The sequence below is a fragment of the Streptomyces sp. SCSIO 75703 genome (assembly GCF_036607905.1).
GTDB lineage: Bacteria > Actinomycetota > Actinomycetes > Streptomycetales > Streptomycetaceae > Streptomyces.
Map to the genome: position 1 here is coordinate 6320636 of NZ_CP144555.1, position 24091 is coordinate 6344726.

23 protein-coding genes are annotated in these 24091 nt (G+C 74.5%); 12 read left to right on the plus strand and 11 right to left on the minus strand.

What is annotated here, in order from left to right:
• Window positions 1–35 precede the first annotated feature (35 nt).
• The 4 genes from VM636_RS27820 to VM636_RS27835 all read right to left on the minus strand — a co-directional run bounded on the left by VM636_RS27820 (window position 36) and on the right by VM636_RS27835 (window position 5629).
• Complete coding sequence (locus VM636_RS27820; protein WP_030423018.1) at window positions 36–1079, minus strand: ABC transporter ATP-binding protein; 1044 nt, start codon at window positions 1077–1079, stop codon at window positions 36–38.
• Entirely contained in the window at window positions 1076–3043 is a 1968-nt protein-coding gene (locus tag VM636_RS27825) for a dipeptide/oligopeptide/nickel ABC transporter permease/ATP-binding protein (protein ID WP_053913126.1), read from the minus strand. Before VM636_RS27825 ends, VM636_RS27820 begins: the two co-directional genes overlap by 4 nt.
• The gene (locus tag VM636_RS27830; protein WP_030423016.1) at window positions 3043–3993 is read right to left on the minus strand and encodes an ABC transporter permease; all 951 of its coding nucleotides are present in this window, start codon (window positions 3991–3993) and stop codon (window positions 3043–3045) included. Before VM636_RS27830 ends, VM636_RS27825 begins: the two co-directional genes overlap by 1 nt.
• An 82-nt stretch (window positions 3994–4075) precedes the next feature.
• Entirely contained in the window at window positions 4076–5629 is a 1554-nt protein-coding gene (locus VM636_RS27835) for an ABC transporter substrate-binding protein (protein WP_051821571.1), read from the minus strand.
• A gap of 181 nt (window positions 5630–5810) precedes the next feature.
• Here VM636_RS27835 and VM636_RS27840 point away from each other — a divergent pair, with 181 nt between their 5' ends.
• The 6 genes from VM636_RS27840 to VM636_RS27865 all read left to right on the plus strand — a co-directional run bounded on the left by VM636_RS27840 (window position 5811) and on the right by VM636_RS27865 (window position 11996).
• On the plus strand, window positions 5811–6557 hold the full coding sequence (locus tag VM636_RS27840) for a FadR/GntR family transcriptional regulator (RefSeq protein WP_234312813.1): 747 nt from the start codon (window positions 5811–5813) through the stop codon (window positions 6555–6557).
• Window positions 6558–6780: 223 nt separating this feature from the next.
• A complete protein-coding gene (locus tag VM636_RS27845; RefSeq protein ID WP_030423013.1) occupies window positions 6781–7797 on the plus strand; it encodes an acetylxylan esterase in 1017 nt (338 codons plus the stop codon).
• Between the two features lie 26 nt (window positions 7798–7823).
• Window positions 7824–9320 carry an exo-alpha-sialidase gene (locus VM636_RS27850; RefSeq protein ID WP_053913125.1) on the plus strand — a complete coding sequence of 499 codons (1497 nt, stop codon included), beginning with the start codon at window positions 7824–7826 and terminating at the stop codon, window positions 9318–9320.
• Between the two features lie 95 nt (window positions 9321–9415).
• Window positions 9416–10375 carry a dihydrodipicolinate synthase family protein gene (locus tag VM636_RS27855; RefSeq protein ID WP_030423011.1) on the plus strand — a complete coding sequence of 320 codons (960 nt, stop codon included), beginning with the start codon at window positions 9416–9418 and terminating at the stop codon, window positions 10373–10375.
• On the plus strand, window positions 10372–11319 hold the full coding sequence (locus VM636_RS27860; protein ID WP_030423010.1) for an ROK family protein: 948 nt from the start codon (window positions 10372–10374) through the stop codon (window positions 11317–11319). Before VM636_RS27855 ends, VM636_RS27860 begins: the two co-directional genes overlap by 4 nt.
• The gene (locus tag VM636_RS27865; protein WP_030423009.1) at window positions 11316–11996 is read left to right on the plus strand and encodes a putative N-acetylmannosamine-6-phosphate 2-epimerase; all 681 of its coding nucleotides are present in this window, start codon (window positions 11316–11318) and stop codon (window positions 11994–11996) included. Before VM636_RS27860 ends, VM636_RS27865 begins: the two co-directional genes overlap by 4 nt.
• Window positions 11997–12069: 73 nt before the next feature.
• Here the strand turns inward: VM636_RS27865 and VM636_RS27870 are convergent, their stop codons facing one another.
• Window positions 12070–13515: a glyceraldehyde-3-phosphate dehydrogenase gene (locus tag VM636_RS27870; RefSeq protein WP_030423008.1), complete on the minus strand. Its 1446-nt coding sequence runs from the start codon at window positions 13513–13515 to the stop codon at window positions 12070–12072.
• 426 nt (window positions 13516–13941) lie between these two features.
• On the opposite strand from VM636_RS27870, the gene VM636_RS27875 reads away from it, so the two are divergent.
• Complete coding sequence (locus VM636_RS27875) at window positions 13942–14343, plus strand: SseB family protein (protein WP_030423007.1); 402 nt, start codon at window positions 13942–13944, stop codon at window positions 14341–14343.
• A 12-nt stretch (window positions 14344–14355) separates the two neighbouring features.
• On the opposite strand, the gene VM636_RS27880 is transcribed toward VM636_RS27875, so the two are convergent.
• A complete protein-coding gene (locus VM636_RS27880) occupies window positions 14356–14748 on the minus strand; it encodes a MarR family transcriptional regulator (protein WP_030423006.1) in 393 nt (130 codons plus the stop codon).
• 279 nt (window positions 14749–15027) lie between these two features.
• Here VM636_RS27880 and VM636_RS27885 point away from each other — a divergent pair, with 279 nt between their 5' ends.
• The 4 genes from VM636_RS27885 (at window position 15028) to VM636_RS27900 (ending at window position 17279) form a co-directional block, all read left to right on the plus strand.
• Window positions 15028–15489, plus strand: coding sequence for a CrcB family protein (locus VM636_RS27885; RefSeq protein WP_053913124.1), 462 nt, complete (start codon window positions 15028–15030; stop codon window positions 15487–15489).
• Window positions 15486–15872, plus strand: coding sequence for a DUF190 domain-containing protein (locus VM636_RS27890; protein ID WP_030423004.1), 387 nt, complete (start codon window positions 15486–15488; stop codon window positions 15870–15872). Before VM636_RS27885 ends, VM636_RS27890 begins: the two co-directional genes overlap by 4 nt.
• Window positions 15869–16243 (plus strand): fluoride efflux transporter CrcB, encoded by a 375-nt coding sequence (gene crcB / locus VM636_RS27895; protein WP_053913344.1) that lies wholly within the window; start codon window positions 15869–15871, stop codon window positions 16241–16243. The genes VM636_RS27890 and crcB overlap by 4 nt, the downstream gene beginning before the upstream one ends.
• 103 nt (window positions 16244–16346) lie before the next feature.
• Window positions 16347–17279: a glutaminase gene (locus tag VM636_RS27900; protein ID WP_030423002.1), complete on the plus strand. Its 933-nt coding sequence runs from the start codon at window positions 16347–16349 to the stop codon at window positions 17277–17279.
• A gap of 10 nt (window positions 17280–17289) precedes the next feature.
• On the opposite strand, the gene VM636_RS27905 is transcribed toward VM636_RS27900, so the two are convergent.
• From VM636_RS27905 to VM636_RS27915, 3 genes are all read right to left on the minus strand, one after another.
• A complete protein-coding gene (locus VM636_RS27905; RefSeq protein WP_053913123.1) occupies window positions 17290–18591 on the minus strand; it encodes a D-alanyl-D-alanine carboxypeptidase in 1302 nt (433 codons plus the stop codon).
• Window positions 18592–18706: 115 nt separating this feature from the next.
• Entirely contained in the window at window positions 18707–19837 is a 1131-nt protein-coding gene (rho, locus tag VM636_RS27910) for a transcription termination factor Rho (RefSeq protein WP_030423000.1), read from the minus strand.
• Window positions 19838–20187: 350 nt separating this feature from the next.
• A complete protein-coding gene (locus tag VM636_RS27915) occupies window positions 20188–21144 on the minus strand; it encodes an IS481 family transposase (RefSeq protein ID WP_338482875.1) in 957 nt (318 codons plus the stop codon).
• Between the two features lie 115 nt (window positions 21145–21259).
• Here VM636_RS27915 and VM636_RS27920 point away from each other — a divergent pair, with 115 nt between their 5' ends.
• Window positions 21260–21985, plus strand: coding sequence for a class I SAM-dependent methyltransferase (locus VM636_RS27920; protein ID WP_030419127.1), 726 nt, complete (start codon window positions 21260–21262; stop codon window positions 21983–21985).
• A gap of 25 nt (window positions 21986–22010) precedes the next feature.
• Here the strand turns inward: VM636_RS27920 and VM636_RS27925 are convergent, their stop codons facing one another.
• A complete protein-coding gene (locus VM636_RS27925) occupies window positions 22011–22979 on the minus strand; it encodes an acetylxylan esterase (RefSeq protein WP_030419128.1) in 969 nt (322 codons plus the stop codon).
• Window positions 22980–23108: 129 nt separating this feature from the next.
• Window positions 23109–23690, minus strand: a complete 582-nt coding sequence (locus tag VM636_RS27930; RefSeq protein ID WP_030419129.1) for a hypothetical protein — start codon at window positions 23688–23690, stop codon at window positions 23109–23111.
• Window positions 23691–24091: the final 401 nt, after the last annotated feature.

Here is a 24091-nt window from a genome sequence, read left to right on the forward strand (position 1 = left end):
CGCGTTACCCCGCCCACCCCCGGACGGGCCGCCCCTCAGGCCCCGACGGCGGCGGCTCCCGGGCCCGGTCCGCCGGCGGCCGGCGCGGCGGTGCCCGGCTGGGGGTGGACGCAGTGCCAGCGGTGCCCCTCGACCCCTTCGGAGGCCGCCGGGAAGGCGCCCGCGCACGCGTCGTCCGCCTTCCAGCAGCGGGTGCGGAACGGGCAGCCCGACGGCGGGTGCGTGGCCGAGGGGACGGGACCGTGCAGCACGATCCGCTCCGGCCGCTCCAGCAGGCTCGGCGTCGCCGAGAGCAGCGCCTCGGTGTACGGGTGGCGGGAGTCGCCCGTGACCCGCGCGGACCGGCCCTCCTCGACCACCCGGCCCAGGTAGAGCACCGCGATCCGGTCCGCCAGGTACCGCACCGTCTGCACGTCGTGGGAGATGAAGACCATGCCCAGCCCCAGCCGCTCCCGCAGGTCCACCAGCAGGTTGAGGATCTGGGCGCGCACCGACACGTCCAGGGCGCTGGTCGGCTCGTCGGCCACGATCAGCTCCGGCTCCAGGGCGAGCGCGCGGGCGATCGCCACCCGCTGGCGCTGGCCGCCGGAGAGCCGGCCGGGCAGCGCGTCCAGGGTGTGCGCGGGCAGCCCCACGAGGCCGAGCAGGTCCCGCACCCGCCGCTCGCGTTCGGCCCGGGTGCCCCGCTCGTGCACGTCCAGCGGATCGCGCAGGATGCGGCTCACCGGCAGCCTCGGGTTCAGCGCGGTCGAGGGGTCCTGGAAGACGACGCCGACCGCGGCCCCGAACCGGCCGCGCCGTTCGGCCGCGCTCATGGTCCACAGGTCCTGCCCCCGGAAGTGCACCCGGCCCTCGGTGGGCCGCTGGAGCCCGGTGACCACGCGGGCCAGGGTGGACTTGCCGCAGCCCGACTCCCCGACCAGGCCGAGGATCTCGCCGGGCCGGACTTCGAGGGAGGCGTCGGTCAGGGCGTGCACCGTGTCCCGGCGCAGGAGGCCGCCGCTGCGGGCCCGGTGCCGTACGTGGACGCGGTCGAGGCGGATGAGGGGGTCCATGGGCGTGTCCTTCGAGGCGGTCATCGGGCGCCCTCCAGCGGCCGGCCGGCGGGCGCCGGGTGGTGGCAGGCGACGCGGTGGTCCGGTGAGCCCTCGCGGCCGGTGGGGGCCGGCGGGCTGGTGCGGCACCGCTCGGTGGCGGCGGAGCAGCGGGAGGCGAAGCGGCAGCCGGGGCCGAACGCCCTGGGCGCGGGCACCACGCCGCGGATCTGGTGCAGCCGGCGCGCGCCGGTCTCCAGGGAGACGACGGAACCGAGCAGCCCGCGGCTGTAGTGGTGCGCCGGGTCGGTGAGCAGCGCCCGGGTCGACCCGGCCTCGGCGACCTGTCCCGCGTACATCACCGCGACCCGGTGGGCGAGGTCGCCGACCAGGGCCAGGTCGTGGGAGACGAGGACCATGGCGAAGCCGAGTTCGTCGCGCAGCCGGACCAGCAGTTCGACGATCTGGGCCTGCACGGTGACGTCGAGGGCGGTGGTCGGCTCGTCGGCGATGAGTAGCCGGGGGCTGCGGGAGAGCGCCATCGCGATCAGCACGCGCTGGCGCTGGCCGCCGGAGAGCTCGTGGGGGTAGCTGCGCAGGGTGCGCTCGGGGGAGAGGCCGACCAGTTCGAGGAGTTCGGCCGGGGTGCGGGTGCCGCCGCGGGAGGTGAGCCGGCGGAGCTGGGTGCCGACCAGGACGGACGGGTTCAGCGACGACATGGCGTCCTGGTAGACCATGGCGATCTCCGGGCCCATGAGGGCGCGGCGCTCCTTCGGGGAGAGCCTGAGCAGGTCGCGGCCCCGGTAGAGGATCTCGCCGGTGGCCTCGGCGTTGCGGGCGAGCAGGCCCATGACGGCGAGGCTGGTGATCGACTTGCCGCAGCCGGACTCGCCCACCAGGCCGAGTGTCTCGCCCTCGCGGACGGTGAAGGAGATGCCGTCGACGACACGGGTGTCGCCGTAGCGGTCGGGGAAGCGGATCGTCAGGTCGCGGACCACGAGGAGGTCGGCGCTGTCCTCGGGCAGCGGCGGCACGGCCGGCTCCCGTACGGCGAGGCGGGCGGCGAGCGCGTCGAGCGCGGCGTCCACCTCGGCGGCCCCGGCGTCCGGCGCGGCGGCGGAGGCGTTCTCCTCGTCGGAGGCCGTGCCGCCGGAGCGGGAGGTGTCCGGGGAGGCGGCGGTGTCGGTCATGCCCTCGGAGAGGACGTTCAGCGCGAGCACCGTGAGCAGCACGCACAGGCCGGGGAAGAGGGTCGCCCACCAGCCGCCCGACAGCAGGATCTGCCGCCCGTAGGCCAGGACGCTGCCCCAGCTCGGGTCGGGGTCCTGCACACCGGCGCCGATGAAGGACAGGCTCGCCTCGAAGATGATCGAGTCGGCCACCATGACGGTGGCGAACACCAGCACCGGCGCCGCGCAGTTGACGGCGACGTGCCGGGCCACGATGTGGCCGCGGCGGGCGCCGATCACCTGTTCCGCGGCGACGTAGTCCTCGCCGTACTGCTCCAGCACGTTGGCCCGCACCACGCGGGCGAGCGAGGGCGCGTAGACGACGGCGATGGTGACGATGATGACCGGGACGCTGGGTCCGAAGACGGCGACGAGGACGGCGGCCAGCGCGATCGGGGGGAAGGACATCACGACGTCGAGGGTGCGCATCACCGACTCGTCGGCGAACCGGCGGGCGGTGGCCGCGAGCGCGCCCAGCGCGGACCCGGCGACCAGCGCGAGCAGGGTGGCGCCGAGGCCGATGACGAGCGAGTAGCGCGCCCCGTGCACGACCCGCGCGAACACGTCGCGGCCGGCCCGGTCGGTGCCGAACCAGTGGTCGGCGCCCGGAGCCTGGGCCGGGACGCCGGTGGCCAGCGGGTCCTGGGTGAGCAGTGGGGCGAACACCGCGCCGAGGGCGACCAGGAGGAGGACGCCGAGGGCGATCCGGGAGGGCACGGGCAGGCGGCGCAGGCGGGTGCCCGGCGCGGTCCGCCCGGCGAGGGAGCGTGGAGCGAACATCACACCGTCCTGATGCGCGGGTTGACGAGCAGGTAGAGCAGGTCGACGACGACGTTGACCACGAGGAAGGCGACCGCGATGGTGAGCACGGTGCCCTGGACCAGACCGACGTCGCCGCCGGTGACGCCTTCGAGGATCAGCTTGCCCATGCCCGGCAGGTCGAAGATCGCCTCGATGACGACCGCGCCGCTGAGCATGTAGCCGACCTTGACGCCGAGCACGGTCAGCGGGGTGACCAGGGCGTTGCGCAGTACCGACCGGATGATCAGGAAGGGCGGGAGGCCGCTGCCGCGGGCGGTGCGCACGTAGTCGCGGTCGAGTTCGGCGACCATCGAGGTGCGGACCAGACGGGCCAGCGACGAGGCGACGGGGAGGGCGAGGGAGAGCGCGGGCAGCGTCATGCTCTCCAGCCAGCCGGAGAGGGAGTCGGCCGGATTGACGTAGCCGCCGGTCGGGAAGAGCGGCAGGTTCAGCGAGAACTGCTGGATGAGCAGGACACCGAGCCAGAAGGAGGGCAGGGCGATGCCGGCCATCGACAGCACCCGGAAGACCTGGTCCGGCCAGCGGTCCCGGTGGACGGCGCTGGTGACGCCGAAGACGAGCGCCAGCACGACGGCGAGCGCGAGACCGAGCAGGGTCAGTTGCAGCGTGAGCGGGAAGGCGGTGGCGATCCGGTCGGTGACGGGCTGGCTGGGCGACATGGTGACGCCGAGGTCCCCGCGCAGCAGGTCGCCGAGGAAGGCGAGGTAGCGCACGGGCAGGGGGTCGTCGAGGCCGTTCGCCTCGGCGAACGCCGCGCGGGCCTCGGGGCTCGCCGACTCGCCGAGCGCGTTGTACGCGGGGTCGGTCGGCGAGAACCGGAGGACCACGAAGACCAGCAGCGCGATGCCGAGGACCATCACCGGCATCATCGCGACGCGGCGCAGCGCGAGCCGGAGGAATGCAACCATCGTGGGGTTCCTAGTGATCGGGGTCGGGGGCCGCCGCGGCCCCGGGGGCGTGGCGGCGGCCCGGCGGCCGGGTGGTGCGCGGTCAGGCCCGGCCGACGTCGACGAAGGACAGCCCGGTGGTGGGCAGCGGCCGGAACCCGGTCAGCGTTCCCTCGCGCCACGCCGTGGGCAGCTTGCGGTGCAGCACCGGGTACAGGGCGGCCTCGTCGGCGACCAGGTCGGTCACCCGGCCCCACAGCTCCTTGCGCTTCGTCTCGTCGGGCTCGGCCGCGGCCTTGTCGAGCAGCGACTTCGTCTGCCGGTAGGCGGCGGAACCGGCCCAGCCGTAACGGTTCTCCGGCCAGAACCCGTAGTAGAACCAGCGCAGCAGCAGGTCGGCGTCGTTGCCGAACACGGACGGGTCGCCCGGCGCGGCCAGGGCGTGGAAGTCGCCCTTGTCGATCTTGGCGTACTGCGCGGCGGACTGCTGGATGTCGAGCTTGGCCTCGACGCCGACGGCCGCCCAGCTCTCCTTGATCAGCGGCGCGATGTCCTTGACCCAGCCGTTGTCGGTGAGCATGAGTGTGAAGGAGAGCCGGTCCGCGCCCGCCTCGGCGAGCAGCTTGCGCGCCCTGGCCGGGTCGTGGGTGTAGACGGTGGCGGCCTGGTGGTGGTCGGGGTGGGTGGCCGGCACGTATCCGGTGGCCGCCTCGGCGTTGCCGAGCAGCGCCGTGGAGATGATCTTCTCGGTGTCGAGGGCGTAGTGCAGGGCCTGCCGCACCCGCTTGTCCCGGAACCGCGCGTCGGCGCAGTTGAACATCAGGAAGAGCAGTCCGAACGACTGGACGGACTCGACCTTGTCCTTGCCGGTGAAGCCCTTGACGTCGATGTAGGGCACGTCCTCGATGGCCTGCACCCGGCCGGACTTGAGCGCGCTGACGCGTGCCGAGGGGTCGGAGATCAGGCGCCAGACCATCCGCTTGGCCTTGGCGGGGTGCGGGCCGTTGTACTTGTCGTACGCCTCCATGACGATCTTGTCCTCGCGGACCGCCGAGACGAACCGGTAGGGGCCCGAGCCGACCGGACGGGAGTCGAAGGACTTGGCGTCCGCGCCGGCGATCTTCTTCGGCACGATCCGGACCACCGAGACGCGCGACGGGAAGAGCGCGAAGGCGTACTTCAGCTTGAACTCGACCGTCGAGGCGTCGACGGCGGTGACCTGGTCGACGAACGGCACGAACTGCGCCATCAGCGAGGCGTTCTTCTCGTCCAGGACGCGCTCGAAGCTGAACACCACGTCGTCCGCGGTGACCGGAGAGCCGTCGTGGAAGGTCGCGCCCGGGCGCAGGGTGGCCCGGTAGGTGGTCGCGTTGATCTTCTTGGGCATCTCGGTGGCCAGCGCGGGGCGTGCCACGAGCGTGGCCGGGTCGAGGTCGACCAGTCCCTCGAAGATGTGCATGTTGGCCGCGTACGGGGTGGCACCCGAGGTGATCATCGGGTCGAAGCCCGTGGACAGCGGGTAGGAGATGCCCGCCTCGATGGTGTCGCCGCCGCCGCCCGAGTCGCCGGTACCGTCTCCGCTGGAGGCCGGGCCCCCGCAGGCCGTGAGGCCCGTGGTGACCGCGGTCGCCACACCGATGGCACTCGTGTATCTCATGAAGGTGCGGCGATCGACGCCGGCTGCACTGCGCGCGGACAAGGAGTCCTCCAGGCGGGAGATGACGGATGGTCGAGCGGAGGGAGGCGAGTGGGGGCCTCGTGCGCATCAGACGTCTGATGTCTGATGCTTGATAACGTGGGAACGTAGCTGGGCGAGTGAGAGGGGTCAAGAGGTGGCGTTGGGACAGGGGGCCGTCCGGCCTGTGGTGCCGGAGCCCAAGGCGGCGCGTCAACCGCTGCGCCAGGAGGTGGTGGACGGCATCAAGGCGTACATCCTGCGCAACAAGCTGCGCCCGGGGGATCCGCTGCCGACCGAGCCCGCGCTGTGCGAGGCGCTCGGCGCCAGCCGCTCCAGCGTGCGGGAGGCGATCAGGATCCTCACGGCCCTCGACATCGTCGAGGTGCGGCACGGCCACGGCACCTACGTGGGGCGGCTGAGCCTGTCCGCCCTGGTGGAGAGCCTGGCCTTCCGGGGGCTGCTCAGTCCCGACGACGACTTCCAGGTCCTCTCCGACCTGGTCGAGGTGCGCGAGCTGTTCGAGCGGGGGATGGCCGACCGGCTCGTCGCCTCCCTCGGCGAGGACCAGATCGAGCGGCTCCAGGGCCTCGTCGACGAGATGCGCGCGGGCGGCTCCGGCGGGGGCGACGGCTTCGTCGAGACCGACCGCGCCTTCCACACCCTGCTCCTCGCGCCCCTCGGCAACGACCTCATCGGCCAGCTCTCCACGGCCTTCTGGGACGTCTACGTGATCGTCGCGCCGCACCTGGACGTCTTCACGCACGAGCACGAGGCCGCCACGATCGCCAACCACCAGCGCATCGTGGACGCCGTGCGCGACCGCGACCCGGCCGAGTTCGCCGCGGCGCTCGCCGACCACTACGCCCCCGTGCGCCGGCGGATCGCGGAGGCCCGCGCCCGCCGCTGATCCCGCCCCGCCCGCCGCAGGCGCCCCCTTGCCCGGGGCGCCTGCGGTGTGTCCGCGTCCCGGGAGGGGCGGCGCAGGGGTACTTGACGGCCGACGACACGATCTCTAGGGTCCCAGGACAGCAGACATCAGACGTCTGCCCTTACGCCTTTCGGGTCGGTCCCGCCGGCCCCTTCCCCACCCCGCGCCGCGCCGGACGCGCGCCTCACCCCCGGGCCCCCTCATGCCACTGACGGACCTCACCCTCGCCGAGTGCCTCGCACTGCGGCCCGACCTCGACGAACCCGCCGACCTCGACGCCTTCTGGGGCCGCACCCTGCGCGAGGCCCGGTCGCACCGGACGCCCGCCCGCTTCACCCCGGTGGACACCGGACTGACCCAGGTGACGACGTACGACGCGACCGTGCCGGGGTTCGCCGGCGAGCCCGTCCGGGGCTGGCTGCACCTGCCCGCCGGGGCGAGCGCCCCGCTCGGCTGCGTCGTGGAGTTCCTCGGCTACGGACGCGGCCGGGGCCTGGCGCACGAGCAGGTGCTCTGGGCCACCGCCGGGTACGCGCACTTCGTCATGGACACCCGCGGCCAGGGCTGGTCCACCGCGGGCGGGGACACTCCCGACACCGCGGCGCTGAACGGCACCGTCCCCGGCTTCCTCACCCGCGGCGTCGAGAGCCCCCACGACCACTACTACCGGCGGGTGTTCACCGACGCCGTCCGCTGTGTGGACGCCGTCCGCGCGCACCCGGCGATCGACCCGCGGCGGACCGTGGTGACCGGCCTCAGCCAGGGCGGCGGCATCGCGCTCGCCGTGGCCGGTCTCGTGCCGGGGCTCGCGGGAGCCATGCCCGACGTGCCCTTCCTGTGCGACTTCCGGCGGGCCGCGCGCATCGCCGGCCTGCCGCCCTACACCGAGGTCGCGGAGTACCTGCGCCTGCACCGCGACCGGGCCGGGACCGTCTTCACCACCCTGTCCTACCTGGACGCCGCCCTGCTGGCCGCGCGTGCCACCGCCCCCTCGCTCTTCTCCATCGCCATGATGGACGAGGTCTGCCCGCCCTCGACGTGCTTCGCCGCCTACCACCGCTACGGCGGTCCGAAGGACCTGCGCGTCTACGAGTTCAACGGCCACGAGGGCGGCGGCGGACACCACCGGCGTGAACAACTCGCCTGGCTGCGGGAACTGTTCGCCGAGCCAGGCGCCCCCCACGCCCTCCCCGACCGGAACGACCGCCAACTCGCCTGACCCCACCTTCGAGAAGAGGCCCGTCCATGCAGCGAAGCGTCTCCCTGGTCACCGTCACCGCGATCCTCACCGCCCTGGCCGCCACGGCCCCCGCCGCCCAGGCCGCCGACGGCCCCCGCACCGCCCCCCGCCCGGCCGCCGCCGGCCCGTCCACCCTCACCTCCCAGGACATCGCCACCGCCGGCACCGGCTCCCCCTACTACCGCATCCCCGCCCTGACCCGCACCACCAAGGGCACCCTGCTCGCCGCCTACGACGCCCGCCCCACCCTCGGCGACCTGCCCGGCAACCTCGGCGTCGTGCTGCGCCGCAGCACCGACGGCGGCACCACCTGGCAGGCCCAGCAGGTGGTCCGCAAGGACGCCGCCCCCAAGGGCTACGGCGACCCCAGCCTCCTCGTCGACCGCGAGACCGGCCGCGTCTTCGTCTTCTACGCGGCCTCCGTGAACCAGGGCTTCTTCGGCTCGGCGACCGGAAACGACGAGAACGACCCGGACGTCCTCCAGGCCGACTACAGCTACTCCGACGACGACGGCCTCACCTGGACGCACCGGCGGATCACCGCCCAGATCAAGGACCCCGCCTGGGCGGGCATGTTCGCCGCCTCCGGCGAGGGCATCCAACTGCGCCACGGCCCCCACAAGGGCCGCCTGATCCAGCAGTACGCCATTCGCCGCGACGGAGCCAACTACGCGGTGAGCGCCTACAGCGACGACCACGGCGCCACGTGGCGCATGGGCACACCGGTCGGGCCCGGCGGCGACGAGAACAAGACCGTCGAGCTGTCCGACGGCCGCGTCATGCTCAACAACCGCTCCGCGCCCTACCGCACCGTCGCCCACTCCACCGACGGCGGCGTCACCTACACCCCGTTCCGGCAGGACACCGAGCTGCCCGACCCGGCCAACAACGGCTCCATCGCGCGCTTCGCGCCCGGCGTGGACGCCACCCACCCCCGCTCCTCCTGGCTGCTGTTCAGCAACACGGCGACCACCGGCGGGCGCAGCAACCTCACCGTCCGCCTCTCCTGCGACAACGGGGACAACTGGCCCGTCCGCAAGACCGTCGAGGCCGGCTCGGCCGCGTACTCCACCCTCACCCCGCTCGACGACGGCACCCTGCCCAACTCCCGGGTGGGACTGCTGTGGGAGCGCGCCGACTACCGGCACATCACCTACTCGTCGTTCGACCTCAAGTGGCTCGGCGGCGTCTGCGCCCCCGTCACCCTCACGCCGCCCGCCGCGCTGCCCGCGGGGAAGACCACCGAGGTCACCGTCCGCGTCGTCAGCCAGAACGACGTGCCGCTCCCCGCCGGCGAGGTCTCCCTGGCGCTCCCGGCCGGCTGGAGCGCCCCCGCCGTCGCCGTCCCCGCGCTCCGGCCCGGACAGGGCGCCGACGTCACGATCCCCGTCACCGTCCCCGCCGAGACCGGCGCGGGTGCCGTGACGGCGACCGCGGCCTACCAGGTCCGCGGCGACCAGCACTCCTACGGCGACGCGACGCTCACCGTCACCGTGCCGTAGCCCGGCCACGGGCCGCCCGTCCGCCGCCGGAAACCGGCACCGGGCGGGCGGCCCGTCACCACCCGTACCACCCTTCGCCCAGCCCAGGAGTCACCATGTCCACGTCCCAGCCGCTCCGCGGTGTCGTACCGCCCGTCTGCACGCCCCTGGACGCGTCGGGCGAGGTCGACACCGCCTCGCTCGCCCGGCTCGTCGAGCACCTCGTCGGCGGGGGAGTGCACGGGCTGTTCGCCCTGGGCTCCAGCGGCGAGGTCGCCTTCCTCACCGACCGGCAGCGGGCCCTGGCCCTGGAGACCGTGGTCGAGGCCGCCGCCGGACGCGTCCCCGTCCTCGCCGGCGTCATCGACACCACCACCCCCCGGGTCCTCGTCCACGCCGAGGAGGCCCGCCGGGCGGGCGCCGACGCCCTGGTGGCGACCGCCCCCTTCTACGCCCGCACCCACCCCCGCGAGATCGCCGCGCACTTCCGCACCGTCCGCTCCCGGGTCGACCTGCCGCTGTACGGCTACGACCTGCCCGTCTCCGTGCACAGCAAGCTCTCCACCGCCCTGGTGCGCGAACTGGCCGAGGACGGCACGCTGGCCGGCCTCAAGGACAGCAGCGGCGACGAGGGCTCGCTGCGCCGGCTCCTCGTCGCCCTCGGCGGCCGGCACGGCCGGGCGGACGGCCCCGCGCCCGCCTTCAGCATCCTCACCGGCTCCGAACTCACCGTCGACGCCGCCCTGCTGGCCGGAGCCGACGGGGTCGTGCCCGGACTCGGCAACGTGGACCCCGCCGGATACGTCCGCCTCCACGACGCGGTGCGCGCCGGTGACCTGGACCGCGCGGTGCGCGAACAGGAACGGCTCGTCGCGCTGTTCGGCATGGTCGATGCCGGACCCGAGGCGGAGATGGGCCGCAACTCCTCCGCCATCGGCGCCTTCAAGCACGCCCTCAGGCTGCTCGGCGTCCTCGACCACGGCACCACCGCCGCCCCGCAGATCCCGCTCGACGACGCCTGCGTCGCCCACGTCGAACGGCACCTGCGCGGCGCCGGGCTCCTCCCGGTCCGATGACCGCCCCCCACCCCGGCGCGCCGGTGATCGGCCTCGACCTGGGCGGCACCAAGATCGCCGCCGCCCTCGTCACGGCCGACGGCGCCGTCGTCGCCCGGCATACCCGGCCCACCCCGGCCGACCGGGGTGCGGAGGCGGTGCTGGACGCCCTCGCCGAGGCCGCCCACGCGGTGCGGACGCCGGCCGCCGCCGCGATCGGCGTCGCCGCGGCCGGCGTGATCGACCCCGCCACCGGGACCGTCACCAGCGCCACCGACACGATCCGCGGCTGGGCCGGCACCGCCCTTGCCCGCGGCCTCGCCGCCCGCACCGGTACCCCCGTGGCCTGCGACAACGACGTACGCGCCGCCGCAGGCCTGGAACTGGCCGCCCTGGACGAAGACGCCACCCTGGTCTACGCCGCCGTCGGCACCGGCGTCGGCGGCGCCGTCGCCGCCGCGGGACGCATGCTGCACGGGGCCGCGGGGATCGCCGGGCACCTCGGGCACCTGCCCAGCCCCGAGGCCGACGGACTGCCCTGCACCTGCGGCGCCACCGGCCACCTGGAGGCCGTCGCGGCCGGACCCGCCATCACCGCCCTCTGCGCGAGGCTCGGCGGCGAGCCCGCCCCGCGGCTGGAGACCGTCGCCCGGCGCGCCGCCGACGGCGACCCGCACGCCACGGCGGCCATCACCCTCGGCGCCCGCGCGGCCGGGCGCGCCCTGGGCGGCCTCGCCAACGCGCTCGGCCCGCACCGGGTCGTCGTCGCCGGCGGCGTGCCGCGGATCGGTGTCCTGTACTGGGACGCCCTGTGCGCGGCCTTCGCCGCCGAACTGATGCCGCCGCTGCGCGCGCTGCGGCCCGTACCGCCGCGCGGCGGCGCCGACGCCGCGGTCCTCGGGGCGGCCTCGCTGACCCGGACCCTGCCCCTGCACCACCCCCACCCCACGGGAGCCCCCTCATGACCTCGGCCCAGCCCTTGGCCGACGCCCTCGCCGGCCGCCTGATCGTGTCCTGCCAGGCACCGCCCGGCGACCCGATGCGCGACACCGGCACCCTGGTCCGCATGGCCCTCGCGGCGCGCTCCGGCGGCGCGGCGGCCGTGCGCGTCAACGACCCGGAGGTGGTCGCGGCGGCGGTCGCCACCGTCGGCCTGCCGGTGATCGGCCTCTGGAAGGACGGCGACGACGGCGTCTTCATCACCCCGACCGTGCGCCACGCGCTAGCCCTCGTGGCGGCCGGCGCCGCCGTCGTGGCGGCCGACGCCACCGCGCGCCCGCGCCCCGACGGCAGCACCTTCGCCCAGCTCGTGGAGGCGGTCCACGCGGAGGGCGCCCTGGTCATGGCCGACGTCTCCACTCTCGACGAGGGGCGCGAGGCCGCGCGGCAGGGCGCCGACTTCGTCGGGACCACCCTGTCCGGTTACGTGCCCGGGTCCCCGGCGGGGACCGGACCGGACCTGGCGCTCGTCGCGGACCTCGCCGCCGCCGTCGCCACACCGGTGATCGCCGAGGGCCGGATCGCCACGCCGGACCAGGCGGCCCGGGCGCTCGCCGCCGGCGCGCACAGCGTCGTCGTGGGCACCGCCATCACCGCGCCGACCGCGCTGACCCGTCTGTTCGCGCGCCGGCTCACCGCCTGAGGGGAGACGCGGGAGGGGCGGTGGGAGTCCCGCTCCCACCGCCCCTCCCGCGCGTACCGGTGCGCTTCGCGGATCAGACCGCCGGGGCCGGGTACGTCGGGTACTCCACCCCCGAGACGTGCTGGACCACGCGCACGACCTGGCAGGAGTAGCCGAACTCGTTGTCGTACCAGAGGTAGAGGATGGCGTTGTCGCCCTCCACCTTGAGCGCGCCCGCGTCCACGATGGAGGCGTGGCGCGAGCCGATGAAGTCGCTGGAGACCGCGTCGGGCGCGCTGATGAAGTCGATCTGGCGCTTGAGCGGCGAGGTCAGCGACACGTCGCGCAGGTGGTCGAGGACGTCCTCGCGGGTGGTCTCCCGGGCGAGCTGGAGGTTGAGGATCGCTATCGACACGTTCGGCACCGGCACCCGGATGGAGCTGCCGGTGATGCGGGCCTTCAGGTCCGGGAGGGCCTTGGCGACCGCGGAGGCGGCGCCGGTCTCCGTGATCACCATGTTCAGCGGCGCGGACCGGCCGCGGCGGTCGGACTTGTGGTAGTTGTCCAGCAGGTTCTGGTCGTTGGTGAAGGAGTGGACCGTCTCCACGTGACCGCGCAGCACGCCGTACTCGTCGGCCATGGCCTTCAGCGGCGGCACGATCGCGTTGGTGGTGCAGGAGGCGCAGGACAGGATCTGCTCGTCCGGCTTGATGGTGTCATGGTTGACGCCGTGGACGATGTTGGGGACGTCGCCCTTGCCCGGAGCCGTCAGGACGACCTTGTCGATGCCGGGCCGCAGGTGCTTGGAGAGCCCCTCGCGGTCGCGCCACCGGCCGGTGTTGTCGATGAGGATGGCCTGGGAGATGCCGTACTCCGTGTAGTCGACCTTCGTCGGGTCGTCGGAGTAGATGACCTTGATCTCGTTGCCGTTGGCGACGATCGTGCGGGCTTCCTCATCCACGGTGATGGTGCCCTGGAACTGCCCGTGGATGGAGTCGCGGCGCAGCAGCGAGGCGCGCTTGACCAGGTCGCCGCCGCCGCTGTCGCGGACGACGATGGCGCGCAGCCGCAGGCCGTTGCCGGACCCGGTCTTCTCGATGAGCAGGCGGGCGAGGAGGCGGCCGATGCGGCCGAAGCCGTAGAGGACGACGTCGCGCGGCTCGCGGCGCTCGATCTTGTTCTCGCCCATGGCGCCGGCCACGGCCTCGGCGGTGAAGTCCTCGACCGACAGTCCGCGGTCGTCCTCGCGGTAGGTCGCGGCGAGCATGCCGAGGTCGATCTGGGAGGGGCCCAGGTCGAGCGTGGTGAGGGCCTGGAGGAAGGGGAGGGTCTCGGTGACGGACAGCTCCGCGCCGGCGATCTGCCGGGCGAAACGGTGCGTCTTCAGGATGCTGACCACCGACTTGTTCACCAAGGAACGGCTGTGCAGCAGGACCGTGACGTCCCGCTCCCGGTGGAGCTTCCCGATCATCGGGATCATCGATTCCGCGATCTGTTCGCGGTTCTTCCAATGAGTGAACGAGTCGTCGTTGACAGTCACGTCTCTTATCTTTCGAGCTAGGCGGCGCTCATATGCTAACCCGGGACCCTGGCTGATCGATCAAGTGGGCCCCCATGCGATCAGATGATCACTCAAGAAGGCGGGCGCGGGCCCGTCCCGGACGCTGCGCGGGGGAGCGGGCGGCCGTCCGCCGGATGCCGCCCGGCCCGGGGCGGGCCCGCCGGCGGGCCCCCGACGAGGCGGCACCCGCGTGGCGCTCGACCGGCCGCCCGGCCTGCGCGGCGGCGGGGGTCACCGCACCGCGCGGGTGTCACCGGGAGCGCCGAGGACCTGCCGTTCAGGGACGTCCCGGACCCGGGGACCGGACAGGATTGCGCCCCCGGCGTTCGGGTACGCGAGCCTGGACGCGCCCGTGCCGACCGTCCGGGCGCCCTCCCCACACCCCCGGCCACCAGGGAATCTGCCATGGACACACCTGCCAACGACAACTCCGTCTCGCCCGCCCGGCGGGCACTGGACACCCTCGCCCGGAACACCGAGGACACCGCCGCGCTGGACACACTGGCCGGCAGCGACGTCCTCGTCCCGGTGCCGGACGACGCCGACGACAAGGACGCCGCCGACCCCGGCATGCTGGCCCTGCCCGTACTGGAGCAGCAGGGCGGGCGCCAAGTGGTGCCCGTGTTCACCTCGGAGGTGGAGATGGCCGACCTGTTGCCGTACGTTTCCCGCTACCGTCTGGTACCGCTCGGCGCGCTCGCCGCCCAGTGGCCGGCGGACGACCTCTCGCTCTCCATCGACGCCGGCTCGGAACACCGGCTCACGCTCACCTCGGACGGGGTGCGCACCCTGCTGGCCCGCCCCTGACGGGTACCGGGCTCAGCCGTCGCCCAGCACGCGGGCCAGCGCGGCCCGCTGCAGGGGCAGCACCTCGGCGTGCAGCTCACGCCCCTTGCGGGTGAGGGCGACCCGCACGCCGCGCCGGTCCTCCACGCACATGGAGCGCTCCACCAGCCCGTCCCGCTCCAGCCGGGCGATCAGACGGGACAGCGCGCTCTGGCTCAGGTGGACCCGGCCGGCCAGGTTCTGCACGCGGCACTGGGCGCCCTCCCCGGGCGCCTCGGAGACCAGCAGGTCCAGCACCTCGAAATCGCTCGCGATCAGTCCGTGCGGATGCAGCGCGCGGTCGATCTCGCACAGTGTGCGCGCGTGCACCGAGAGGATGTCGCGCCAGCGCTCCTCGAGCCGCCCACCGGCCGTCTTGGCTGCCATACCCGCACGGTAGCACCGGGAAAACCGCCCGCCGAGTGGTCGAACGGCCCCTGGTACGAAGGCGAACCGGCCCTCCGCGGCACCCCGGCCGGCCCCTCGCCCCGCAGGCGCGAGGTGACCCGGCCCCACCGGGCGCTAAGCTGCCGGGGAAGCCGCGGTCCACGCGTCCGCGGCACGGCGGTGGGGCTCGCCGTACCCGAACCGCGGCACCGGCGCCGCCGACGGTCCCTCCTTGCGCGCGGTGGCCCTTCCCGCCCGGCGAGTAGGAGACGCACGACCGTGACAGCCCCGAGGACCCGACGGCCCGCGGCCCGCGCCGCGACCCGGCGGCGGCGCGCCTGGCGCACCCAAACGCCTGTCGTCGCCGTCGTGGCGCTCGGCGGGGCCGTCGGCGCCTCCGCCCGCCACGCGGCCTCCCTGTGGTGGCCGACGCCCCCCGGCGGCTTCCCCTGGACGGTCTTCTGGGTCAACATCGCGGGCTGCGCCGTCATCGGCGTCTTCATGGTGCTCATCACCGACGTGTGGGCCGCCCACCGCCTGGTGCGGCCCTTCTTCGGCACCGGTGTCCTCGGCGGCTTCACGACCTTCTCGACCTACGCCGTCGACGGCCGCGGCCTCCTCGCCGCCGGCGAGCCCCGTACCGCCCTGCCCTACCTCGCCGCGACGCCCGTCGCGGCCCTCACCGCGGTGTGGCTCGCCGCCTGGGCCGCCCGCCGCGTCCTGAAGTGGAGACAGCCATGACGCGACTCACCGGCAACGCCCTGCGCGTGACCGTCTTCGTCGGGGAGAACGACACCTGGCACCACAAACCGGTCTACGCCGAGATCGTGCACCGCGCCCACGCCGCCGGACTCGCCGGCGCGAGCGTCTTCCGGGGCATCGAGGGCTTCGGCGCCTCCTCCCTGATCCACACCACCCGGCTGCTCTCCCTCAGCGAGGACCTGCCGGTGGCCGTCGTCATCGTCGACACCGGCGAACGCGTCCGCGCCTTCCTGCCGCAACTGGACGAACTGGTCACCGAGGGCCTGGTGGTCCTCGACGACTGCCAGGTCATCCGGTACGCCGGCCGGGAGGCGGAGCCCGGGGCCGGCGGCGCGACGGCGGGGGACGGCCGCCCGTGGTGAACTGGCTGCTGGTCGTCGCGGGCGCCATGGTCGGCGCCCCGCTGCGCTACCTCACCGACCGCGCCGTGCAGCGCCGGCACGACTCGGTCTTCCCCTGGGGCACCTTCACCGTCAACGTCGCCGGCTCCCTGGTCCTCGGCGTGCTCACCGGCGCGGCCCTCGCCGGGGCGGCGGGCTCCCGCCTCCAGCTTCTCCTCGGCACCGGCCTGTGCGGCGCCCTGACGACGTACTCGACCTTCTCCTACGAGACGCTGCGGCTGGCCGAGACGGGCGCCCGGCTGCACGCCGCCGCCAACGTCGCCGCGAGCGTGGCGGCGGGTCTCGGCGCGGCGTTCGCGGGCGTGGCCCTGGCCGGGGCGCTGTGGGCGTGAGCGGGGCAGGGCCGGGGCGCCGTGGGCGTGAGCGCGGGCCGGGCCGGGGCGCGGGGCCGGCGGGTCCGGGGGCGCGGGGCGGCGTCCGGCCGGTCCGTGCAGAATGGCGGCCATGACCACCACCACGGACTACCAGGAGGTCCTGGAGCGCGTCGCCGAGGAGATCGAGCGGACCCCCGGACGCGGACGGCCCGCCGACTACATCCCGGCGCTCGCCGCCCTCGACCCGCGCCGCTTCGGCATGGCGGTCGCCGAGCCGGACGGCACCGTGTACGGCGTGGGGGACTGGCGGCAGCCCTTCTCCGCGCAGTCCGTCACCAAGGTCTTCACCCTCGCCCTCGACCTGGCCCGCGAGGGCGACACCCTCTGGGAGCACGTCGGCCGCGAGCCCTCCGGCAACCCGTTCAACTCCCTGGTGCAACTGGAGTACGAGCACGGCATCCCCCGCAACCCCTTCGTCAACGCGGGTGCCCTCGTCGTCACCGACCGGCTGCACACCCGTACCGGCGACGCGGCGGGGGAGCTGCTGGACTTCCTGCGCGCCGAGAGCGGCAACCCGGAGCTGACCTTCGACGAGGAGGTCGCCGCCTCCGAGGCGGCGCACGGCGACCGCAACGCGGCCCTCGCCCACTTCATGGCCTCCTACGGCAACATCGACAACCCGGTGCCGGACCTGCTGGAGCAGTACTTCCGCCAGTGCTCGGTCATCGCGTCCTGCGCCGACCTCGCGCTGGCGGCCGGCTTCCTGGCCCGGCACGGCGTCCGCGCCGACGGCAGCCGCCTGCTGAGCAGCCGTCAGGCCAAGCAGGTGAACGCCGTGATGCTGACCTGCGGCACCTACGACGCGGCCGGCGACTTCGCGTACCGGGTGGGGCTGCCCGGCAAGAGCGGCGTCGGCGGCGGCATCATCGCGGTCGTGCCGGGCCGCTGCACGCTCTGCGTGTGGAGCCCCGGCCTGGACGAACGCGGCAACTCGGTGGCCGGGGTGGCGGCGCTGGACCGCTTCACCACGCTCACCGGCCTCTCCGTGTTCTGACGCCGCCGGATCAGGCGCCGTCGCCGTCCTGACGGCGCCGCCGGGCCAGTGCCAGGGCGCCCGCGCCGATCCCGGCGGCCCCCGTCACCATCCCGGCCCGCGTCCAGCCGGTGCCGGTGTGGTGCTCCGGCGCCGCCACGGTGGGGGGCACGGCCGTCGGTCCCTGCCGCGGGGAGCCGCCGGGTACGCCTCCCGGGTCGAGCGAGCCGACCGGGTCGACGCGCCCGGCCGCCTCGAAGCCCCAGTCGAGCAGGGCGCGTGCTTCCTCGTAGACGGCGTACCCGCCGCCCTCCTGAGGGTTCATCACCGTCACCACGAGGGTGCGCCCGTCCCGGCGGGCCGCGGTGACCAGGGTGTTGCCCGCGTTGCTGGTGTAGCCGTTCTTGACGCCGATCAGCCCCGGGTACGCCTCCACGCCGTCCTCGCCGGTCAGCAGCCGGTTGGTGTTGCGGATGCCGAAGGAGGAGCCGCCCCCGTCCGGGAAGTAGGCGTCCACCTTGGCGCAGTACCGGGCGAAGTCCGGGTCGCGCAGCCCTTCCCGGCCGAACACCGCGAGGTCGTAGGCGGAGGAGACCTGCCCCGGCGCGTCGTACCCGTCGGGCGAGAGCACGTGCGTGTCCAGCGCGCCGAGCGCCCGGGCCCGCGCCTGCATCCGGGCGACCGTCTCGCTCCAGCCGCCGCCGAGCGCGGTCAGCACGTGCACCGCGTCGTTGCCGGAGTTGAGGAAGACCCCGTTCCACAGGTCGGAGACCCGGTACGTGCCGCCCTCGACGACCCCGACGAGGCTGCTGCCGGGGCCGACGTCCGACAGTTCGGCCGCGTCGACCCGGTGCCGGGTCCCGCCCGGCAGGACGGGGAGCATCGTGAGGGCGAACAGCGTCTTGAGGGTGCTGGCGGGCGGCAGTCCGCGGTGGGCGTCGTGACCGGCGAGCACCTCGCCGCTCCCGGCGTCCGCCACCACCCAGGACAGCGCGGAGACCTCGGGGAGCCGCGGTGCCCCGGCGCGGGGCCGGACCTGCGTGCCGGGCCGGTGCAACAGGGACCCGGCCGCCCCTGCGGCCGGTCCCGGGGTAGGGGCCGCCCCTGCGGCCGGTCCCGGGGCAGGAGTCGCCCCTGCGGCCGGTCCCGGGGCAGGGGCCGCGCCTGTGGCCGGTCCGGACTCCCGGGGTGCGGCCGGGCCCGGCCCGCCGGGCGCGCCGGGGGCCGGGGGCTCCGTACGCGCGACCGCGGCGGCGGGCATCACGGTCAGCAGCCCCGCCACGCACAGCAGACACGTGGACCGAGCCGCCCGGGATGAGAATCCGATAGTCATACCGCAAACGTAGGAAGGGGACCCGCAAGCGCCATACGGGCCGGTCCGACTGGCGCACACGGACACCCGTATGGCCGTTTCCCGCGGGGTTCCGACGGACCGCCCGGGGTGGCGTTCAGGCGGCGGGCAGGGTCGGCTGGACCAACCGGAGGAAGGACGCGTTGTCCGGGGTCCGGCGCAGCCGGTCGAGCAGCGTCTCCAGACCCTGCCCGTCGCGGCCGTCCAGCGCCCGGCGCAGCCCCCGCGCGGCTGCCGCCTCGGCCGGGGACAGCAGCAGTTCCTCGCGCCGGGTGCCGGAGCGGGGCAGGTCCACGGCGGGGAAGACCCGGCGGTTGGCGAGGTCGCGGCCGAGCCGCAGTTCCATGTTGCCGGTGCCCTTCAGCTCCTCGAAGAAGAAGTCGTCGGCGCGGGAACCGGTCTCCACCAGGGCGGTGGCCAGCAGCGTGAGGGAGCCGCCCTCCTCGGCGGCACGGGCCGCGCCGAACAGCCGCTTGGGCCCGAGCAGCGCCCCGGCGTCGACCCCGCCGCTGAGGGTGCGTCCGGTCGGGGCCGCGGCGTGGTTGTGGGCGCGGCAGAGCCGGGTGAGGGAGTCGAGCAGCACCACGACGTCCTCACCGGCCTCGACGAGCCGCTTGGCCCGCTCGATCACCAGCTCGGCGAGGGCGATGTGCTGCCGGGGCCCCTGGTCGAAGGTGGAGGCGTAGACGTCGCCGCGCACCGAGCGGCGCATGTCGGTGACCTCCTCGGGGCGTTCGTCCAGGAGCACGACCATCAGCCGGCACTCGGGGTGGTTGCCGGCGACCGCGGCGGCCAGTTGCTGGAGCAGGACGGTCTTGCCGGTCTTGGGCGGCGCGACGACGAGGCCGCGCTGTCCCTTGCCGACCGGCGCCATCAGGTCGACGAGCCGCCCGGCGAGCCCGGAGCCAGGGTGCTCCAGGCGCAGCCGCTCGTACGGGTGAAGCGGAGTCAGGTCCGCGAAGCGGCGGCGGTCCGCCGCCGGGGCGCGGCCGTCGACCCGGATCACGTCGGTGACGGCGTGGCGTTCGCCGCGCACGGCCTCGATCAGGTCGCCCGCGCGCAGGGCGTGGCGGCGGATCAGCGCGGGGGAGAGGGACGGATCGGACGGCAGCGGCAGCAGGTCCGGCGAGCGCAGGCGGCCCCGGCCGCCCGGGTCGATGTCGAGGACACCGGAGGCGATCTCGGCGGGCGAGCGCCGTACGGGGGTGTGGTCGAGGGTGGTGGTCATGGGCGGTCCTTTCACGGACGCGGGCACGGGAAAGCGTGGGGAGGGGAGATGCCGTGCACGAGGGCGGACGGAGGTCACGCCCGGACGGCGGGGAACAGCACCTCGGAAAGCGCGGGAGAACCCGCTCACGAGGCCGTGCTGGGAAGGAAACGAAGGCACTCCGGTCCGGAACGGACGGGTGTGCCGGCGTGACGCGGAGCGACCGGCACCGGCGCCCAGGAGAGGGCGTGCACGAGTGCCAAACGCGACCGTACCACGCCCGGACGGCCGGCAACAGGGTCCGGCGACGGATTTTCCGCTTCCGTGGTGCGCCGGCCTCCGTCCCGGCGCCCCGCCCGGCCGCCCACGCCCTAGGTGTATTGACCCGCAGCGTTGTTGACACGGCTGATGGGCGGGTGTCCGTCCAGTGCGGTGTGGCAGCGGTGGTGGTTGTAGGTGTGGAGGAAGTCTGCCAGGGCTTCGGTCCGTTCGGTGTTTGAGGTGTAGGGCCGCAGGTAGGCCCATTCGTCGAGCAGGGTGCGGTTGAAGCGTTCGACCTTGCCGTTGGTCTGCGGCCGGTAGGCCCGGGTCAGCTTGCCGGTCGCGCCGAGCTCGGCCAGGACTGCCTTCCAGGCCAGGCCCTTGCGGTAGGCCCAGGCGTTGTCGGTCAGCACCCGCTCGATCCGGGTGATGCCCTGGCTGTGGAAGAACGTGGCCGCGCGGGTGAGGAAGCCCGCGCAGGTCGCGGTCTTCTCGTCGCCGTGGATCTCGCTGTAGGCGAGGCGGGTGTGGTCGTCGACGGCGGAGTGGACGTAGTCGAAGCCCATGTTGTTGCGGGTGGCCCGGCCGGCCTGGCGGCCCAGCGCTTTGTGACCGCCGCCGTCGGGGATCCGGCCGAGTTTCTTCACGTCGACGTGGATGAGTTCCCCGGGACGCTCGCGTTCGTAGCGGCGGATCAGCGTGCCGGTGGGGCGGTCGAGCCAGGCCAGGCGGTTGAGCCGGTGGCGGGTCAGGATCCGGTGGACGGTCGAGGCGGGCAGGCCCAGGATCGGGCCGATCCTGGCCGGCCCGAGCTTGCGGCTCTGTCGCAGGTCGCAGACGCGGGTTTCGACCGAGGCCGCGGTCCGGTGCGGCGTCGTGTGAGGCCGGCTCGACCGGTCGTGCAGGCCCGCCTCGCCTTCAGCCCGCCACCTGCGGATCCATTTGTGAGCCGTGGCCCGGGAGATACCCATCTCGGCGGCCACGTGAGCGACCGGACGGCCTGAGCAGACACGTTCGACCAGCAGTCTTCTACCGAAGACGGTCAGCCGGGCATTACGGTGGGGCACGAAGACCTCCGTGCGGTGAGTTCCTAGACAGCTCCCACCACACCGGAGGTCTTCGCCATGTTCAAGATCCAGCAGTGTCAACAACGCTCGTGATCAATACACCTAGGCTGGCCGGATGTTCAGCCCGGAAGGCCCCACCCTGCGCGAACTCGCCGTCCAGGCGTTGTCCTCCGTCGAGCGCGGCTACGACCTGCTCGCCCCGAAGTTCGACCACACCCCGTACCGCACCCCGGACCGGGTGCTCGACGCCGTCGCCTCGCGGCTGGCCCCGCTCGGGCCGTTCGGCCGGGGGCTCGACCTGTGCTGCGGGACCGGCGCGGGCGTGGGCGTCCTCACCCGTCTCTGCCGGGACGGGGTCACCGGGGTCGACTTCAGCGCCGGCATGCTCTCCGTCGCCCGCGCCCGCCCCGCACCCGCCGGTCCGGAGGCCACCTGGGTGCGCGCGGACGCCCGCGCGCTGCCCTTCGGTGCGGCCTTCGACCTGGTGGTGAGCTTCGGCGCCTTCGGGCACTTCCTGCCCCGCGAACTGCCGGGCCTGTTCGCGCAGGTGCGCTCCGTGCTGAGGCCGGGCGGCCGGTTCGCGTTCCCCGTCGGCGCCCCGCCCCGCCCCGGCTCACCGGCGTACTGGACGCTGCTGGGCTTCGACGCGGCGATGCGGGTGCGCAACGCCCTGTGGCGGCCGCCGTTCGTCATGTACTACCGCACGTTCCGCCTCGGCGACGTGGGCCGGGAACTGGCGCGGGCGGGCTTCGCCGCCGGCCTGTACGCCCTGCCCGGCCTCGGCCACCGCCCCGACGGGAGCCCCCGCGCCCGGCTGGTCGTCGCCCGGCGGCTGCCCTGAGCGGCGCCGCCGGGCGGTACCCGGCTCAGGCGCGGGCACCCAGCCAGCGCAGCCGGGCGGCCTCCTGGTGGGGGCCGCCGCCCTCGTGGTCGTTGAAGTCGTACACCTCGATCGCCTTGTCGTCGTGCGCCCAGGCGTTGAACGCCGCGAAGACCGTCGACGGCGGGCAGGTCTGGTCCTCCAGTGCCGTCGAGAACAGCGCCGGGGCCCGGCCGCGCGCCGCGAAGTGCACGCCGTCGAAGTAGGACAGCGTCCGCAGCGCGCCCTCGCGGTGCCCCCGGTGCGTGCGCAGGTACAGCCCGATCTCCCGGTAGGGGTGCCGGTCGGTGAGCGTGACGGCACGGGGGAAGTCGCAGAGGAAGGGCACGTCCGGCGCGACCCCGGCCAGGTCCGGCACCAGCGCGCCGACGGCCAGGGCGATGCCGCCGCCCTGGCTGGTGCCGAGGGCCACGGTGCGCGCCGCGTCGGCCAGCGGGTGGGAGCGGGCCGCCTCGACGGCGCGGACGGCGTCGGTGAAGACACGGCGGTAGTAGTAGTGCTCGGGCGCGTCGATGCCGCGGGTCATGAACCCGGGGTACGCGGGCGCCCCGCCGACCGGGTCCGGCGTCCCGCCCCCGCCGCCCCAGGCGCTGCCCTGGCCCCGGGTGTCCATCACGAAGTGCGCCCGGCCCGAGGAGGCCCACAGCAGGTGCTCGTGGGGCAGCCCCCGCCCGCCGCCGTAGCCGACGAACTCGACGACCAGGGGCAGCGGTCCGGTCGCGGCGGCGGGCAGGACCAGCCAGCCCTTGACCGGGTGCCCGCCGAACCCGGCGAACGTCACGTCGTACACCCGCACGGTGGCGAGGCCCGCGTCGACCGGGGTGAAACGGGCGTCCAGGTCGTGTTCCCGGGCCTCCTGGAGGGTCTTGCCCCAGAACGCGTCGAAGTCGTCCGGTTCCACCGACGTGCTGCGGTGGGCGCGTAGTTCGTCGGGCGGCAGGTCGAACAGGGCCATCGGGGACCGCCTTTGCGGGAGGGGCGACGCGGGCGGTCACACGGTAGGGGCTCGCAGCCCGGCCCGCCAGAACGCCCGCCCGGCCGCCCGCGCCGGTGACTGCCCCGCGGCGCCGGCGGCGGCGCGCGGTCAGGCGCGGCGGTGGCTCCACCGCGGTTCCGTACGCTCCCACTCGCGTTCCCAGCAGGTCAGCCGGTGCCGCTGGAGCAGCCGGTACGCGGCCCCGTGCACGACCAGGACGGTCAGCCCGGCGCCCAGTGTGGTGCAGGTGCCGACGGTCACCGTGTGCTGCCAGACCGCGGTGCCGTCGGCGGGCGGGGCCACGGTCCGGCCCTTCCCGTCCAGCCACAGGCCGATCACGTCGCCCCGCCGGGTGCCGGAGGGCACCTCGGTCCCGGCCGTCCGCGTGCCCCCGTCGGGGGCCTGCCAGCGCACCGTCGCCCGGGAGGCGTGCCCGTCGGTCTGCTCCGAGGGCAGACCGCTCGGATCGGTACGGACCACGGTGGCCGTGACCCGGTGCCGCTGGGCCCGCTGCGCGGCGGCGAGTCCCTCGGCCTGGTCGTGGGCGCGCGCCGCCGCGTACACCCCGACGAGGGGGACCCCGATGAACAACAGGAGGGCGACGACGAGTACCGTCCACGCCTCGACCACATCCGACCGGCGCCGCAGCGGATTGCGCCGCCAGCGCCAGCCGCGCACCCGGGTTCGCATGTCGACCTCCTCGCGTTCGTCGCGACCGGAGGGCCGGACGGACCGCCGCGGGGGGCGGGCCGGCGCCGACTCCGCATCGCGCCACGCGTGCGACTGCCCGCACAGGTGTGATACCCCGGCCCGGCGGCCTGCGCCCACGCCGGAGCACCGCGCTCGCGCGCCACCGCCCAGGTGCCCGGCACGTCCCCGGGGAAACACGCCCCGGCCAGTGCGGACGGACCGCCCCGCACTCCGTGCGGACCAGGGTCGCTGCGGTAAAGTGTGCGGCGGCCGCGGACCGTCCCGGCCGCCGTGACGAGGGAGGTGGGAACGATCGCCGCCGTACCGTCCCGGGTGCTCTCCCTCCCCGGCACCGCGGTCCCCGCCGCGGGCTGACCGCGAGAGCGCCCTCCGGTCCCCGA

Excerpts from the sequence above, each read along its gene's own strand:
- VM636_RS27820 (WP_030423018.1), bottom strand. The coding sequence starts at position 1,079 with ATGACCGCCTCGAAGGACACGCCCATGGACCCCCTCATCCGCCTCGAC.
- VM636_RS27825 (WP_053913126.1), bottom strand. The coding sequence starts at position 3,043 with ATGTTCGCTCCACGCTCCCTCGCCGGGCGGACCGCGCCGGGCACCCGC.
- VM636_RS27830 (WP_030423016.1), bottom strand. The coding sequence starts at position 3,993 with ATGGTTGCATTCCTCCGGCTCGCGCTGCGCCGCGTCGCGATGATGCCG.
- VM636_RS27835 (WP_051821571.1), bottom strand. The coding sequence starts at position 5,629 with ATGAGATACACGAGTGCCATCGGTGTGGCGACCGCGGTCACCACGGGC.
- VM636_RS27845 (WP_030423013.1), top strand. The coding sequence starts at position 6,781 with ATGCCACTGACGGACCTCACCCTCGCCGAGTGCCTCGCACTGCGGCCC.
- VM636_RS27850 (WP_053913125.1), top strand. The coding sequence starts at position 7,824 with ATGCAGCGAAGCGTCTCCCTGGTCACCGTCACCGCGATCCTCACCGCC.
- VM636_RS27855 (WP_030423011.1), top strand. The coding sequence starts at position 9,416 with ATGTCCACGTCCCAGCCGCTCCGCGGTGTCGTACCGCCCGTCTGCACG.
- VM636_RS27860 (WP_030423010.1), top strand. The coding sequence starts at position 10,372 with ATGACCGCCCCCCACCCCGGCGCGCCGGTGATCGGCCTCGACCTGGGC.
- VM636_RS27865 (WP_030423009.1), top strand. The coding sequence starts at position 11,316 with ATGACCTCGGCCCAGCCCTTGGCCGACGCCCTCGCCGGCCGCCTGATC.
- VM636_RS27875 (WP_030423007.1), top strand. The coding sequence starts at position 13,942 with ATGGACACACCTGCCAACGACAACTCCGTCTCGCCCGCCCGGCGGGCA.
- VM636_RS27880 (WP_030423006.1), bottom strand. The coding sequence starts at position 14,748 with ATGGCAGCCAAGACGGCCGGTGGGCGGCTCGAGGAGCGCTGGCGCGAC.
- VM636_RS27890 (WP_030423004.1), top strand. The coding sequence starts at position 15,486 with ATGACGCGACTCACCGGCAACGCCCTGCGCGTGACCGTCTTCGTCGGG.
- VM636_RS27900 (WP_030423002.1), top strand. The coding sequence starts at position 16,347 with ATGGCGGCCATGACCACCACCACGGACTACCAGGAGGTCCTGGAGCGC.
- VM636_RS27905 (WP_053913123.1), bottom strand. The coding sequence starts at position 18,591 with ATGACTATCGGATTCTCATCCCGGGCGGCTCGGTCCACGTGTCTGCTG.
- rho (WP_030423000.1), bottom strand. The coding sequence starts at position 19,837 with ATGACCACCACCCTCGACCACACCCCCGTACGGCGCTCGCCCGCCGAG.
- VM636_RS27920 (WP_030419127.1), top strand. The coding sequence starts at position 21,260 with ATGTTCAGCCCGGAAGGCCCCACCCTGCGCGAACTCGCCGTCCAGGCG.
- VM636_RS27925 (WP_030419128.1), bottom strand. The coding sequence starts at position 22,979 with ATGGCCCTGTTCGACCTGCCGCCCGACGAACTACGCGCCCACCGCAGC.
- VM636_RS27930 (WP_030419129.1), bottom strand. The coding sequence starts at position 23,690 with ATGCGAACCCGGGTGCGCGGCTGGCGCTGGCGGCGCAATCCGCTGCGG.